Source organism: Streptomyces sp. PH10-H1 (assembly GCF_030063355.1).
Lineage (GTDB): Bacteria > Actinomycetota > Actinomycetes > Streptomycetales > Streptomycetaceae > Actinacidiphila.
In genome coordinates this window covers 101,635-115,205 of record NZ_JASISZ010000009.1, presented here as the reverse complement: position 1 = coordinate 115,205, position 13,571 = coordinate 101,635, and the positions used below count along the sequence as shown (strand labels likewise).

The window sequence follows — 13,571 nt, the reverse complement described above, 5'->3', positions numbered from 1 at the left end:
CGGGGGTTGGCGCAGCGGCCGGCCGGCGGGGATGCCGGGAGAAGCGTGCGGATCAGTAGCGGTCCAGGGCCGGCGGCGCCTTGTACGGCGAGCCGGACAGGCCCAGCGTCGCGTCGTAGGCCTTCTTGTAGTCGCCGTTGTCCTCGTGCGCCTGCAGCGCGTTGCTGATCGCATCGCGCAGCGCCTTGTCGTCCTTGTTGAGGCCGACGCCGTAGGGCTCCGAGGAGAAGGTCTTGCCGACGACCTTGAACTTGCCCGGTGCCTGGGCCGCGTAGCCCTTGAGGATCGCGTCGTCGGTGGTGACCGCGTCCACCTGGCCGGTCTGCAGCTGCTGCACGCAGTCGGAGTACTTGCCGAGCGCGTTGACGATGGCTCCGTACTTCGGGTCCTTGATCCGCTCCAGCGGCGTGGAACCCGTGATGCTGCAGACCTTCTTGCCCTTGAGGCTGTCCGGGCCGGTGATGTCGGTGTTGTCCTTGGCCACCAGCAGGTCCTGGCCGGCGATGTAGTACGGGCCGGCGAAGGAGATGTCCTTCTTGCGGGCGTCGTTGATCGTGAAGGTGCCGACGTAGTAGTCCGCGTCGCCCTTCTTGATCGCCGGGACGCGCAGGCTGGAGTCGAAGGTCTTCCACTCGATCTTGTCCGGGCCGAAGCCGAGATCGGCGGCGACCATCTTGGCGATCTCGATGTCGAAGCCGTTGCGGTCGTTGGTGCCGGGCGGCTGGAAGCCCAGGAACGGCTGGTCGGCCTTGACGCCGATGATCAGCTTGCCGCGCTGCTGCGCGCGCTTCAGGACGGCGGAGTCGATCGTGACGCCGGTCTTCGTCGTGTACGTCGGCAGCTTGGGGGCGTTGGTGCCGCTGGTGGGCGTGGCGCCGGGTGCGGACGGCGTGCCCGACTTGCCGCCGCAGGCGGTCGCGGTGAGGGTCAGCGCCAGTACGACGAGCCCGGCCGCGGCGGAGTTACGGAACTTCATGGGGACATCCCTTGGGTCGTCTGTCGTCAGTCGTCGGTGGTGCGAAGTCGTGGTGAAAAGTCATGGTGAGTCGTAGTGCGAAGCGGGCCGGCCGTCGTCAGGCGTCGGCCATTCGTCGGGCGTTGGGCGCCCGGACGCCGTCAGTGGTGAAGGATCTTCGACAGGAAGTCCTTGGCCCGGTCGCTCCGGGGATTGCTGAAGAACTGCTCCGGCGTCGCCTCTTCCACGATCCGTCCGTCGGCCATGAAGACCACCCGGTTGGCGGCTGAGCGGGCGAAGCCCATCTCGTGGGTGACGACGATCATCGTCATGCCGTCCCGGGCGAGCTGCTGCATGACCTCCAGCACCTCGTTGATCATCTCCGGGTCGAGCGCGGAGGTGGGCTCGTCGAAGAGCATGACCTTCGGATCCATGGCGAGGGCGCGGGCGATGGCCACGCGCTGCTGCTGGCCGCCGGAGAGCTGTGCCGGGTACTTGTCCGCCTGCTCGCCCACGCCCACCCGGTCGAGCAGCTGGCGGGCCCGTGCCTCGGCGTCCTTCTTGTCGGTCTTGCGGACCTTGACCTGTCCGAGCATGACGTTCTGGAGAACGGTCTTGTGCGCGAAGAGGTTGAACGACTGGAAGACCATGCCGACATCGGCGCGCAGCCGTGCCAGTTCCCGGCCCTCCTGGGGCAGCGGCTTGCCGTCCAGCGTGATGGAGCCCGAGTCGATCGTCTCCAGCCGGTTGATGGCACGGCACAGCGTGGACTTTCCGGACCCCGAGGGACCGATGACGACCACCACCTCGCCGCGGGTGATCGTCAGGTTGATGTCCTGGAGCACGTGCAGGGCGCCGAAGTGCTTGTTCACGCCTCCCAGCACGACCAGGTCGTCGGTCGCCGGCACGGCGTCCTTGGTCACTGAGACTTCGGTCATCGGCCTGTGCTCCATCTCGTCGGTTCGCCAGACCTTAGTGATGCATGATGGCGAGCGCCATTACATCTGAGCTGAACTTGAGGATCACGATTCGGATACTGTCCGCCACGGATGATAAGCCCTGTGTGGTCGTGCGTACCGGCTGCATAACAGTCCGCGGCAGGTACCGGTGCTCCCTTGACGCGCCCCTCGTCGATCAGCCTGTATTCCGGGTAAGCAACCGATTGCACACGGATGGTCGACGGGCAGACGACCGACAGACGAAAGACGGACGATAGACGCACGGACGACAGCCGGCCGATGCAGACCGATGCGGACCGATCGCCGACGCGGGAAGGAGGGTGAACCGATGCGGTTGCTACTGGTGGAGGACGACGACCGGGTCGCCGCCGCGCTGTCCGCGGTGCTCGCGAAGCACGGCTTCGACGTCACCCACGCCCGCAGCGGCGAGGAGGCGCTGCGCGCGCTGCTGCCCGCCCAGGGCCCGTCCTACGGGTGTGTGCTGCTCGACCTCGGCCTGCCCGACCAGGACGGCTTCGAGGTGTGCAGCCGGATACGCCGCCGCACCTCCACCCCCGTCATCATGGTCACCGCCCGTTCCGATGTGCGGTCCCGGATCCACGGCCTCAACCTCGGCGCCGACGACTATGTCGTCAAGCCGTACGACACCGGTGAGCTGCTCGCCCGGATCCATGCGGTCGGCCGCCGGCCCCCGCTGCGGCCCGCCACGGACCCCGCCGCCGCGCCCGCGTCCGCCGTGGCCGGCGCTCCTGAGCGGCCGCCGTCCGGCCGGCTGCGGCTCGGTCCCGTCGAGATCGAACTGCCCACCCGGCGGGTCATGGTGAGCGGCGAGCCGATCGCGCTCACCCGCAAGGAGTTCGACCTGCTGGCCCTGCTTGCCCAGCGGCCCGGCGTGGTCTTCCGACGTGAGCAGATCATCAGCGAGGTCTGGCGCACCAGCTGGGAGGGGACGGGGCGCACCCTGGAGGTGCACGTCGCCTCGCTGCGGTCCAAGCTGCGGCTGCCGTCCGTGATCGAGACGGTGCGCGGAGTCGGTTACCGGCTCGTCGTTCCCGCCGTCTGAGAGCCGGCACCCGTTGAGTTCACGCCTTCTCCCCCTGCTCCTCGCGCTGATGGCGGGCGTCCTGCTGGCCCTGGGCTTTCCGCTGGCCGCGAGCATGGCCGCCGCCCAGCAGCAGCGCGTCGTCGTCGACCGCATCGACGACGCCGCGCGCTTCGCGTCGCTCGCCCAGTTCGTCACCGCGCGCACCCCGCAGTCCGCGAGCGTCGTCGGCGACGCCGAGCGGCTGCACGCGCTGCGTTCGGAGCTGAGCCGGTACGAGGAGCTCTACGGCATCCGCGTCGGCGTCTTCTACCGCGATCTCACCGCGATGGGCGTGGCGCCCGAGGACTGGGCGGTCCCCGCCCAGGGTGAGGCGTACGACGCCTTCAGCGCGGCGCTGGCCGGCCGCCGCAGCCACGACCCGGCGCAGGTGTGGCCCTGGCAGCGCCGTACCCTGGCCGTCGCCTCGCCCATCATCCGCGACGGTGACGTCGTCGCCGTCGTCCTCACCGAATCGCCCACCGGGGCACTGCGTTCGCGCATCCTGCACGGCTGGCTACTGCTCGGCGCGGGCGAGCTGGCGGCGATGGCCATCGCCGTGCTGTTCGCCTTCCGGCTCACCGGCTGGGTGCTGCGTCCGGTCGCGATTCTCGACCGGGTCACCCACGACATCGCCACCGGGCGCATGAAATCCCGGGTCGCGGCGGCCGGCGGGCCGCCGGAACTGCGCCGGCTGTCCCGCTCGTTCAACGAGATGGCCGACAACGTGGAGCAGGTGCTCGACCAGCAGCGTGCCTTCGTCGCCGACGCCTCCCACCAGCTGCGCAATCCGCTGGCCGCGCTCATGCTGCGGATCGAGCTGCTCGGCTTCGAACTTCCCGAGGGCAACAGGGAAGTGGCCTCCGTCCAGGAGGAGGGCAAACGGCTCGCCCAGGTCCTCGACGACCTGCTCGGCCTGGCGCTGGCGGAGCACGCGGACGCGGACCTGGCCGCCATCGACATCGCCGCGCTCGTCGCCGGGCGCATCGGCGCGTGGCGGCCGGTCGGCGAGCGGGAGGGCGTCGCCCTGGAGTACACGGGCAAGGCCGCCGTCACCGGCTGGTCCGATCCGGTGGCGCTGTCCAGCGCCCTGGACGCGGTCATCGACAACGCGCTGAAGTTCACTCCGCGCGGCGGAAGCGTCCGGGTGCTGGTCGCGGGGGGGAGCGACGAGGTCACCGTCACCGTCGCGGACGGCGGCCCCGGGCTGACCGAGGAGGAGCTCGACCGGGTCGGCGACCGCTTCTGGCGCAGCCCCCGCCACCAGAACATCGACGGCTCCGGGCTCGGCCTCTCCATCGCCCGGATCCTCCTGACCCAGGGCGGCGGCCGCCTCTCCTTCGCGGCGAACGAGCCCACCGGCCTCGCGGTGACCCTCACCATCCCGCGCACGGCTCAGCAGGACCGGCCCAGGGCCTGAACGGCCCGCCCGGACAGGCGCTCTAGCCGCACTCCGTCTGGTCCGGGGGCAGCTGGTCCGCCAGCTCCTTCGGGGCGAGCGGCTTGAGGTAGGTGTCGTACGAGTCCTTCCAGCGGCCCGAGGAGATCTCGTCGCGGATGGCATCGCACACCGCGCCGCGCAGGGCGGGCTCGCCCCTGTGCAGTCCCACGCCGTACTGCTCGCTGCCGAACGGGGCGCCGAGCAGCCGCAGTTCCGCGGGGTGCTGGGCCCGGTAGCCGGCCAGGATGACGTCGTCGGTGGACACCGCGTCCACCGTGCCGGCGAGCAGGTCGGTGACGCACATCCCGTACGAGGCGCGCGGTTCGAGCAGTATGCGCGGGTATCCGGTGCGCAACCGCGCCTCCGGCGTGGAGCCCTGCACGGTGCAGACCTTGCGGCCGTCCAGGTCGGCGACCCCGCTCACGCCGGTCGCGCGGGCCGGCACCAGGAAGTCCTGCCCGGCCACGTAGTACGGGCCGGCGAAGTCCACCGACTGCTTGCGCTCCTGGGTGATGGAGTAGCTGGCCACTATCAGGTCGACCTGCCCGGTGCTGAGCCGGTACTCGCGGCTCTGGGTGTTCACCACCTCGAAACGCACCGTGTCGAAGCCCAGATGCGCGGCCACCGATCGCGCGATGTCGATGTCGAACCCCCGGAAGCCGCCCTCGGACCCCGGCGACCGCTCGCTGAGCCCCGGCTGGTCGCCCTTCACCCCGACCAGCAGGAAGCCGCGCTCCCTGGCCGCCCGGATGGTGGCGGAGCTGTCGAGGGACGGGCCGGCGGACGCGGTGAGGCGGTCCACCGTGAACCAGCCGGCCGTCACGAGCACGACCAGCGCCAGCGCCGCGGCCGGCCACCTGAGCGGACCACGCAGCCGGGCGGTGAGGCCGCGGGACGGACCGTCCGCGGGCCGCCGGGCGGGCGGCAGGGAGACCGGCGGCGGGTGCGCGCCGGAGCCGCCGCCGAGGCCGTCGGAACCGCCCGGGCCCGACCGCGGATCACTCAACGATTCACTCGACGAATCACTCACCACGGAAGCGTCCGGGTCCGAGCCTCCCGAGCCGATGGCGTCCGTGCCCGTAGTGCCCGTAGCGCCCGTGTCGGCGGTGTCCGTGCCGCCGTAGCCGCCGGTACGGCGGGCCCAGGAGGACTCCGCCTCCGGGGGCCGGCCGTCCGCCGGGTAGAAGGACATCGGATGCTGCGGTGTCTCCTGAGCCACATGCTGGAGCAACTGCTCGGCCCGCCGCGCCGTCAGCCGCGCCGCCGGGTCCTTCACCAACAGGCCCTCGATCAGCGGCCGCAGGGGTCCGCAGTGCTCCATCGGCGGCGGCTCGGCCTCGCGTACCGCCTCCAGCACCTCGTACGGTGTCGGCCCGCGGAAGGGCGCCCGGCCCTCGACCGTCTCGTACAGCGCCACCCCGAGCGACCACAGATCGGCGGCGGGCGTCGCCTCGTGCGGCGACCGGCCCTGCGGGGTGCACAGCTCCGGCGCCAGGTACCGCGGGGTGCCGACGAGTTCGTGCATCCGCGTCACCTGGGCCGCGCCTTCGAACGTCGCGATGCCGAAGTCCATCAGCACCGCGCGCCCGTCCCGCCGGAAGAGGATGTTGTGCGGCTTCACGTCCCGGTGCAGCACTCCCGCCGCGTGCACCGCCCGCAGCCCGCGCAGCACCTCGAGGCCGACCCGGGCCACCTGCAGCGCGGGCAGCCGGCCGTGCTCCTGCAACTGGTCCGCCAGCGAGCGCGGATTGACCTGCTCCATCACGATCCAGACCTGGCCGTCGGCCTCGATCACATCGTGCACCGCCACCACGTGCTCATGCCCGATCCGGGCGATGGCCCGCGCCTCCCGCCGCGCCCGCTCCACCCACTGGGCCTGCGTATCGGGATCCACCGCGCCCCGGAACAGCAGTTCCTTCACCGCGACCTGGCGTCCCAGCCGGTTGTCGTACGCCTCCCACACCACGCCCATGCCGCCACGGCCCAGCGGGCGCTGCAGCTCGTACCGGCCGTCGACAAGGGTGTGGGGCCCGCCGCCTGGTGTGCCCCCGTTACGCATGCGTAGAGATTAGGGCCTGGCCGGCCGATCGCGAGAGGCCGCCCGGACCCTGACGCGCGAGCGGAAGGATCACGTCCGGCAGCCGGACAGGCCCTAAGACTTCACCGAGCGGTAGTAGCGGCGCGCGCCCTCGTGCAGGGGCAGCGGGTCGGTGAAGACCGCGGTGCGCAGGTCCACGAGCTGGGCGGCGTGGACCTTGCTGCCGATCCTGTCGCGGCTGTCGATCACCGCGCGGGTGAGCCGTTCGACGAGTCCGGTGTCCGCCCGGTCGGTCGTCACGAGCAGATTGGCGACGGCGATGGTCTTCACCGACAGGCCGTGCTGCATCGTGGGATACGCGTCCGCGGGCATCACCGCCTCGCGGTAGTAGCCCATCGGGTCGCCCATGGCGTGCAGTTTGTCCACCAGGTCGCCGAGCTGGACTAGTTTGACGTTGCTCGAATTGGCGAGATCGGTGACGGTCGTGGTCGGCAGGCCGCCGGACCAGAAGAACGCGTCCAGTTTCCCGGCCTTGAGCAGGGCGGGCGCCGTGTCTATACCTACCGGCACGGCGGTGAGGTCCTTGGCCATGTCGACCCCGGCGGCGGCCAGCAGCCGCCGGGTGATGAGGTTGACGCCGGAATCCGCCTGGCCGACCCCGACGCGCTTGCCGCGCAGGTCGCGGGCGGAAGCGATCGCCGAGTTCTTGGGGACGATGAGCTGCATGTAGTCGTCGTACAGCCGCGCGCAGGCGCGCAGCCGGTCCTTGCCCGGTCCCTGGTAGTTCGCGACGGCGTCGGCGGCGGCGATGGTGAAGTCGGCCCGCCCCGAGGCGACCCGTTTCACGTTGTCCACCGAGCCGTGCGACTGGACGAGGTTGACCGTCACCCCGGGCAGCTGCTCCCGCAGATCGCTCTTCAGCATCTTCCCGTAGGTCTCGTACACCCCGGCGGCCACGCCCGTGGAGAACGAGACCGGTTCGTGTGGATACGAGGGCCCCCGGGACGGCAGGAGCCACCACAGCAGCAGCGCGAGTGCGGCGGCGGCCGCGAGGACCGACTGCAGCGCGCGGCGTCTGCCGAGGTGGGGGAGGTTCATGGTGCGGATCCTGCCAGGCCGGAGCCGTCGTGGATAGCGCCGGCCGAGCCGGAGGGGGCGGGGCGCGGGGACGGGCAAGCGGTACGGGAAGGGCGGGGCGAGCGGTAAGGGCGGGGCGGGGCGAGCGGTACGGGGTGGCGCGGGCGGGGCGGTCCGCGGCTCTTCGTACCCCCGCACCCCCCGTACCCTGGTCGGGTGAGCGGTGAGGTGGCTGGTTTGAGGACATACGAGGTCCGCACCTACGGGTGCCAGATGAACGTGCACGATTCGGAACGGCTGTCCGGCCTTCTGGAGGGCGCGGGCTATGTCCGCGCGCCCAAGGGGGCCGACGGGGCGGACGTCGTCGTCTTCAACACCTGCGCGGTGCGGGAGAACGCCGACAACCGGCTCTACGGCAACCTCGGCCAGCTCGCCCCGCAGAAGGCGGCCCGGCCCGGCATGCAGATCGCGGTCGGCGGCTGCCTCGCCCAGAAGGACCGCGACACCATCGTGAAGCGGGCCCCCTGGGTCGATGTGGTCTTCGGCACCCACAACATCGGCCGGCTGCCGGTGCTGCTGGAGCGGGCCAGGATCGCCGAAGAGGCGCAGGTCGAGATCGCCGAGTCGCTGGAGGCGTTCCCCTCCACGCTGCCGTCCCGCCGTGAGTCCGCCTATGCCGCGTGGGTCTCGGTCTCGGTGGGCTGCAACAACACCTGCACCTTCTGCATCGTGCCCGCGCTGCGCGGCAAGGAGGAGGACCGGCGGCCCGGCGACATCCTCGCCGAGGTCGAGGCACTGGTCGCCGAGGGCGTCGTCGAGATCACCCTGCTCGGGCAGAACGTCAACGCGTACGGCTCGGGCATGGGCGACCGCGAGGCGTTCTCCAAGCTGCTGCGCGCCACCGGGCAGATCGAGGACCTGGAGCGGGTGCGCTTCACCTCCCCGCACCCGCGCGATTTCACCGACGACGTGATCGCGGCCATGGCCGAGACGCCGAACGTGATGCACCAGCTGCACATGCCGATGCAGTCCGGTTCCGACGCCATCCTCAAGGCGATGCGCCGCTCGTACCGGCAGGACCGTTACCTCAACATCATCGAGAAAGTGCGCGCGGCCATGCCGGACGCCGCCATCTCCACCGACATCATCGTGGGCTTCCCCGGCGAGACCGAGGAGGACTTCGAGCAGACGATGCACGTGGTGCGCGAGGCGCGCTTCGCGCAGGCGTTCACCTTCCAGTACTCCAAGCGCCCCGGGACCCCGGCGGCCGACATGGACGGGCAGATCCCCAAGCAAGTCGTTCAGGAGCGCTACATGCGGCTGTCCGCCCTCCAGGAGCAGATCTCCTGGGAGGAGAACAAGACGCAGGTCGGCCGCACGCTGGAGGTGCTGGTCGCCGAGGGCGAGGGCCGCAAGGACAACGCCACCCACCGGCTGTCCGGCCGCGCTCCCGACAGCCGTCTCGTGCACTTCGAGAAGCCGGCGGGCGCCGCCCCCCGCCCCGGTGACATGGCCACGGTGGAGATCACCTACGCCGCCCCGCACCACCTGCTCGCCGAGCGGCCCGCGCTCGCCGTGCGGCGTACGCGGGCCGGTGACGCGTGGGAGCAGCGCAACGCCGCTCCCCAGGCGCCGGCCGGCGTGATGCTGGGGCTGCCGACGATCGGCGCCCCGGCGCCCCTGCCGGTAGTGGAGAGCGGCTGCGGCCGCGACTGACGTCGCCCTGGACGGGCTGGATTTCCAGCCGTCCAGGGGCACCTCCCAGCGTTAGCTGGGGGAGATTGAGGGCAGCGCGGCCGAGGGACGCGTAACCCGGGGAACCTGCCGGTCCCGGCACTAGGCTGCGGTCATGCTCGTAGCCGCCGCAGTCTGTCCGTCCGCCCCGCTGCTCGTACCCGAGGTGGCGGCCGGTGCCGCGCCCGAGCTGGACGCGCTGCGCGCCGCGTGCGCCGATGCGATCGGGGTGCTCGCGGCGTCCCGGCCGGACCGGCTGGTGGTGATCGGCCCGGCGGAGCAGTCCGTCCGGGGGCCGCACCCCGAGGGCTCGCGCGGTTCGTTCCGCGAGTTCGGAGTGGAGCTCGACGTGCGCCTTGGCACCCACGGCGCCGAGCCCGGCACCGAGCCCGGGGCCGCCGGCCGTCTGCTGCCGCCCTCGCTGGCCGTCGCCGCCTGGCTGCTGGGGGGCTGGGCCGCCGCTCCGGTGGAGGGCCTGGGCGTGGGAGAGCCGCTCGAACAGGACCGCTGCGCCGCCACCGGCGCCATGATCGCGGCAGCGGCGGAACGGGTCGCGCTGCTGGTGATGGGCGATGGCAGCGCCTGCCGCACCGTCAAGGCGCCCGGCTATCTGGACGAGCGCGCGGAACCCTTCGACGCCTCGGTCGCCGCCGCGCTGGCCGCGGCCGACACGGCGGCCCTGGCCGCGCTGGACGCGGAACTCGCGGATACGCTCAAGGCGGCGGGACGCGCCCCCTGGCAGGTCCTGGCGGGGGCCGCGCAGGGCGCGGGGCTGGCCGGACAGCTGCTCTACGAGGACGCGCCGTACGGCGTCGGCTACTTTGTCGCCACCTGGACGTAAGGTGCCCCGGCGGGTGGCGGCGGACGGCTGAGGGCGGGCGTCGAAGGCCGCAGGGCCGAAGCGCCCGCGGCCTTCCCGCGCCGGTGCTGAGGGTCAGGCCGGGGTGTTCGGACCGCTCTCCTCGGTGTCCGGACCGCCTTCCTCCTTGCCCTTCAGGTGGTCCAAGGCACCCTTCGCCTTGTGCACGCCCGTCTCGATCTTGTCGGTGTACTTTCCGCCGGTCTTGGAATCCACCGTGTGGGCTGCCTTGTCGATTCCGGACTCGATCTTGTCTCCGTGCTGCTGAGCGAAGTCGCCCGCCTTGTGCTTGGCGAGTCCCAGCTTGTCCTTGAGCGTGTCCTTGAGGCTCATCCGGCACCTTCCCTCGGGACGGCTATGTACGGGCGCCCTCACCGGCCTCGCTGTCGGCGGCCTCCGCGGTGGACTGCTGCTTCGGGATGCCGACGGGATCGGCCGCTTCGGCGGACTCCGCCGCTCCGGCCTGCTCCGCGGGCCCGTCCGGCTCCGTCCGGTCCTCCGCCTCGGCGGGCTCCGCGACCGCCTCGACGTCCTCCGGATCCGCCGTCAGAGTGATGGCTTCCGCCGTCTCGGTTGACGGGTCGGCCGACTGACGCCGAAACCATCCGAAAACGCCCATTTCTACTCCAGACCATACTCGTGAGGTCGAAATTCCGCGTTGCCCGGGGCGCCTCGTTGCGCTGTGGGGGTCCGGCCGGTCCGTAAAACCCGGAAACCGGCCAGCGGAATCTCTCCAGAGGCAACGAGTCCGGCCGCGCTCCGTCACGTCCCTCGATCGTGAGCGGGCTCAGAGGTTTGGGAGACTGGACAGGTGCTGCACACTCCCGGGGAGCGACCCCCCGTACTCCTGACCAAAGATGTTGTCATCGCCGTCGTCGGCCCCACCGCGGCCGGCAAGTCCGATCTGGGCGTAGCCCTCGCCCAGGCCCTGAACGGTGAGGTCGTCAATGCCGACTCCATGCAGCTCTACCGGGGCATGGACATCGGCACCGCCAAGCTGACCACCGGCGAGCGCCACGGCGTGCCGCACCATCTGCTGGACATCTGGGACGTCACCGAGGCCGCGAGCGTGGCCGAGTACCAGCGTCTCGCCCGCGCCGAGATCGACCGGCTGCACGCCGCCGGGCGAACGCCGGTGCTGGTCGGCGGATCCGGGCTGTACGTCCGCGGGGCCATCGACGCGCTGGAGTTCCCCGGCACCGACGCCGCCGTCCGGGCCCGGCTGGAGGTGGAGCTCGACGAGCACGGCTCCGCCGCGCTGCACGCCCGGCTCGCCGCCGTCGACCCCGAGGCGGGGCGCGCCATCCTGCCGAGCAACGGCCGCCGGATCGTCCGGGCGCTGGAGGTGGTGGAGATCACCGGCCGCCCGTTCACCGCGAATCTGCCGGGCCCCGACTCGGTCTACGACACCGTGCAGATCGGCGTCGACGTGCCGCGGCCCGAACTCGACGAGCGCATCGCGCTGCGGGTGGACCGGATGTGGGAGGCCGGTCTGATGGAGGAGGTACGGGCGCTGGACGCCGTGGGACTGCGCGACGGACGCACCGCCTCGCGGGCGCTCGGCTACCAGCAGGTGCTCTCGGCCCTCGCGGGGGAGTGCACCGACGAGGAGGCGCGCACCGAGACCGTACGGGCCACCAAGCGCTTCGCGCGGCGCCAGGATTCGTGGTTCCGCCGTGATCAGCGGGTGCACTGGCTCACCGCGCGCGGCACGGAACTCACCGATCAGGCGCTGACGTTGGTCGCGGCTGCGGTTACAGCCTGATCACGTGATGGCATCGGGACGCCTCAGCGTGATGAGGCGCCCACGCGGCCGTGCCATCATCGAGCATCGAGTTTCGGCGTCGGAGATTGGGGAGGGCGCGTGGCGATGGAAGCCGGTCCCCGCGACACGTCACCCGACCACGACGCCGAGACGGATTCCCTGCTCGGGACGGATTCCCTGCCCGAGCCGGAAACCGTTCCGGTCGAGCTGCGGCCCCAGCGGCGGCTGCGGATCTGGCAGCTCGCCCCGATCGTCGCCCTCGGCGTCGGCGGATCACTGATGTTCGCCTTCCCGCTCGCCTTCGAGTTCGGTGACGGCGGCGCGGTCGTCGCGATGCTCGGCCTGCTGCTCAGCTGCTGCTCCGCGGGCTGGGGCATCATGGCCGCCCGCCGGGTCGGCTACACCTGGCCCGGGCTGCCCGCCCGCGGCTCCGGCCGCCGCGCGGACTGGCGCTACATCGTCGCCTACACGCTGATCAGCGGGCTGCTGGCGTTCCTCGCCATCGTGCGCGTGGCCCGCCTGCGCTGAATCGCGCCGGCGCCGTGGCACTACCCTTGTCCGTGTGACCAACGTGACCACCGCGCAGCAGAGCCTGCCCTTCCTCAAGGGCCACGGCACCGAGAATGACTTCGTGATCGTCCCCGACGTGGACGGCCGCATCGAGCTGTCCGCGGCGGCCGTTGCCCGGCTGTGCGACCGCCGGGCGGGCATCGGCGGCGACGGGCTGCTGCGGGTGGTGCGCTCCGCGGCCCATCCGGAGGCCGTCGGCATGGCCGGCGAGGCCGAGTGGTTCATGGACTACCGCAACAGCGACGGAAGCATCGCCGAGATGTGCGGCAACGGGGTCCGGGTCTTCGCCCGCTACCTGCAGCGCGCCGGGCTCACCGGGGCCGGTGAGCTGGCCGTGGCCACCCGCGCCGGCGTCCGCCGGGTGCACATCGCCAAGACGGGCCCGGACGGCGTCCCGGGCGACATCACCGTCGACATGGGCCGCGCCGTGCTGCCCGAGGGGGAAGTGACCGTCGCCGTGGGCGACCGCCGCTGGCCCGCGCGCAACGTCAACATGGGCAATCCGCACGCCGTCGCCTTCGTCGACAGCCTCGACGACGCGGGAAACCTGCTGGCCGCGCCCGCCGTCACACCCGCCGCGGCGTACCCGACCGGTGTGAACGCGGAATTCGTCGTCGACCGCGGCGAACGCCATGTGGCGATGCGTGTCCATGAGCGGGGCTCGGGTGAGACCCGCTCCTGCGGCACCGGCGCCTGCGCCGTGATGGTCGCCGCCGCCCGCCGCGACGGCGCCGACCCGGCCGTCACCGGACGCCCCGTCACGTACACCGTGGATGTGCCCGGCGGCCGGCTGGTGATCACCGAATCCACCGACGGCCGTATCGAGATGGCCGGCCCGGCCGTGATCGTCGCCGAGGGCACCATCGCCCCGGAGTGGCTGGACGCACCGAACGCCTGACGTCCGGCACACATTTGCGGTACCGGCTTCCCGAACCGGCCTTCCGTACCGACTTCCCGCACACGTTCCCTCGAACGGGTGATGGGGATCACTCTGGGCGAGAGCGCCCCTGCCGCACGTGATGGGCTCGATAGCATCAAGCACCGGCGCGGCCCCCACTCTCCGTGGAGTGCGCCTGCCGCCGGTTGACGCTG

13 protein-coding genes are annotated in these 13,571 nt (G+C 71.6%); 7 read left to right on the top strand and 6 right to left on the bottom strand.

Annotated elements, in window-relative coordinates:
- Positions 1–52: 52 nt before the first annotated feature.
- Positions 53–976, bottom strand: a complete 924-nt coding sequence (locus QMK24_RS08750) for a glutamate ABC transporter substrate-binding protein (RefSeq protein ID WP_283464732.1) — start codon at positions 974–976, stop codon at positions 53–55.
- A 140-nt stretch (positions 977–1,116) separates the two neighbouring features.
- Positions 1,117–1,893 carry an amino acid ABC transporter ATP-binding protein gene (locus QMK24_RS08745; RefSeq protein WP_283464731.1) on the bottom strand — a complete coding sequence of 259 codons (777 nt, stop codon included), beginning with the start codon at positions 1,891–1,893 and terminating at the stop codon, positions 1,117–1,119.
- Positions 1,894–2,242: 349 nt separating this feature from the next.
- Here QMK24_RS08745 and QMK24_RS08740 point away from each other — a divergent pair, with 349 nt between their 5' ends.
- Both QMK24_RS08740 and QMK24_RS08735 read left to right on the top strand, forming a co-directional pair.
- Entirely contained in the window at positions 2,243–2,977 is a 735-nt protein-coding gene (locus QMK24_RS08740) for a response regulator transcription factor (protein WP_283464730.1), read from the top strand.
- Positions 2,978–2,990: 13 nt separating this feature from the next.
- A complete protein-coding gene (locus QMK24_RS08735; RefSeq protein ID WP_283464729.1) occupies positions 2,991–4,415 on the top strand; it encodes a sensor histidine kinase in 1,425 nt (474 codons plus the stop codon).
- A gap of 22 nt (positions 4,416–4,437) precedes the next feature.
- On the opposite strand, the gene QMK24_RS08730 is transcribed toward QMK24_RS08735, so the two are convergent.
- Positions 4,438–6,495 (bottom strand): bifunctional serine/threonine-protein kinase/glutamate ABC transporter substrate-binding protein, encoded by a 2,058-nt coding sequence (locus QMK24_RS08730; protein WP_283464728.1) that lies wholly within the window; start codon positions 6,493–6,495, stop codon positions 4,438–4,440.
- Positions 6,496–6,588: 93 nt separating this feature from the next.
- Positions 6,589–7,572, bottom strand: coding sequence for a TAXI family TRAP transporter solute-binding subunit (locus QMK24_RS08725; RefSeq protein WP_283464727.1), 984 nt, complete (start codon positions 7,570–7,572; stop codon positions 6,589–6,591).
- Between the two features lie 207 nt (positions 7,573–7,779).
- Between QMK24_RS08725 and miaB the strand changes: the two genes are divergently transcribed.
- Positions 7,780–9,267 (top strand): tRNA (N6-isopentenyl adenosine(37)-C2)-methylthiotransferase MiaB, encoded by a 1,488-nt coding sequence (gene miaB, locus QMK24_RS08720; RefSeq protein ID WP_283464775.1) that lies wholly within the window; start codon positions 7,780–7,782, stop codon positions 9,265–9,267.
- Between the two features lie 133 nt (positions 9,268–9,400).
- The gene (locus tag QMK24_RS08715; RefSeq protein ID WP_283464726.1) at positions 9,401–10,126 is read left to right on the top strand and encodes a class III extradiol ring-cleavage dioxygenase family protein; all 726 of its coding nucleotides are present in this window, start codon (positions 9,401–9,403) and stop codon (positions 10,124–10,126) included.
- A gap of 93 nt (positions 10,127–10,219) precedes the next feature.
- Here the strand turns inward: QMK24_RS08715 and QMK24_RS08710 are convergent, their stop codons facing one another.
- Together QMK24_RS08710 and QMK24_RS08705 are read right to left on the bottom strand one after the other, a co-directional pair.
- Positions 10,220–10,477: an antitoxin gene (locus tag QMK24_RS08710; RefSeq protein ID WP_283464725.1), complete on the bottom strand. Its 258-nt coding sequence runs from the start codon at positions 10,475–10,477 to the stop codon at positions 10,220–10,222.
- Positions 10,478–10,499: 22 nt separating this feature from the next.
- Positions 10,500–10,763, bottom strand: a complete 264-nt coding sequence (locus QMK24_RS08705) for a hypothetical protein (RefSeq protein WP_283464724.1) — start codon at positions 10,761–10,763, stop codon at positions 10,500–10,502.
- Between the two features lie 228 nt (positions 10,764–10,991).
- Between QMK24_RS08705 and miaA the strand changes: the two genes are divergently transcribed.
- The 3 genes from miaA to dapF all read left to right on the top strand — a co-directional run bounded on the left by miaA (position 10,992) and on the right by dapF (position 13,377).
- A complete protein-coding gene (miaA, locus tag QMK24_RS08700; RefSeq protein WP_283464774.1) occupies positions 10,992–11,909 on the top strand; it encodes a tRNA (adenosine(37)-N6)-dimethylallyltransferase MiaA in 918 nt (305 codons plus the stop codon).
- A gap of 105 nt (positions 11,910–12,014) precedes the next feature.
- Positions 12,015–12,437: a hypothetical protein gene (locus QMK24_RS08695; RefSeq protein WP_283464772.1), complete on the top strand. Its 423-nt coding sequence runs from the start codon at positions 12,015–12,017 to the stop codon at positions 12,435–12,437.
- 34 nt (positions 12,438–12,471) lie between these two features.
- Positions 12,472–13,377: a diaminopimelate epimerase gene (gene dapF / locus QMK24_RS08690; protein WP_283464723.1), complete on the top strand. Its 906-nt coding sequence runs from the start codon at positions 12,472–12,474 to the stop codon at positions 13,375–13,377.
- The last annotated feature ends 194 nt before the right edge of the window (positions 13,378–13,571 follow it).

Excerpts from the sequence above, each read along its gene's own strand:
- QMK24_RS08750 (WP_283464732.1), bottom strand. The coding sequence starts at position 976 with ATGAAGTTCCGTAACTCCGCCGCGGCCGGGCTCGTCGTACTGGCGCTG.
- QMK24_RS08745 (WP_283464731.1), bottom strand. The coding sequence starts at position 1,893 with ATGACCGAAGTCTCAGTGACCAAGGACGCCGTGCCGGCGACCGACGAC.
- QMK24_RS08740 (WP_283464730.1), top strand. The coding sequence starts at position 2,243 with ATGCGGTTGCTACTGGTGGAGGACGACGACCGGGTCGCCGCCGCGCTG.
- QMK24_RS08730 (WP_283464728.1), bottom strand. The coding sequence starts at position 6,495 with ATGCGTAACGGGGGCACACCAGGCGGCGGGCCCCACACCCTTGTCGAC.
- QMK24_RS08725 (WP_283464727.1), bottom strand. The coding sequence starts at position 7,572 with ATGAACCTCCCCCACCTCGGCAGACGCCGCGCGCTGCAGTCGGTCCTC.
- QMK24_RS08715 (WP_283464726.1), top strand. The coding sequence starts at position 9,401 with ATGCTCGTAGCCGCCGCAGTCTGTCCGTCCGCCCCGCTGCTCGTACCC.
- QMK24_RS08710 (WP_283464725.1), bottom strand. The coding sequence starts at position 10,477 with ATGAGCCTCAAGGACACGCTCAAGGACAAGCTGGGACTCGCCAAGCAC.
- QMK24_RS08705 (WP_283464724.1), bottom strand. The coding sequence starts at position 10,763 with ATGGGCGTTTTCGGATGGTTTCGGCGTCAGTCGGCCGACCCGTCAACC.
- QMK24_RS08695 (WP_283464772.1), top strand. The coding sequence starts at position 12,015 with ATGGAAGCCGGTCCCCGCGACACGTCACCCGACCACGACGCCGAGACG.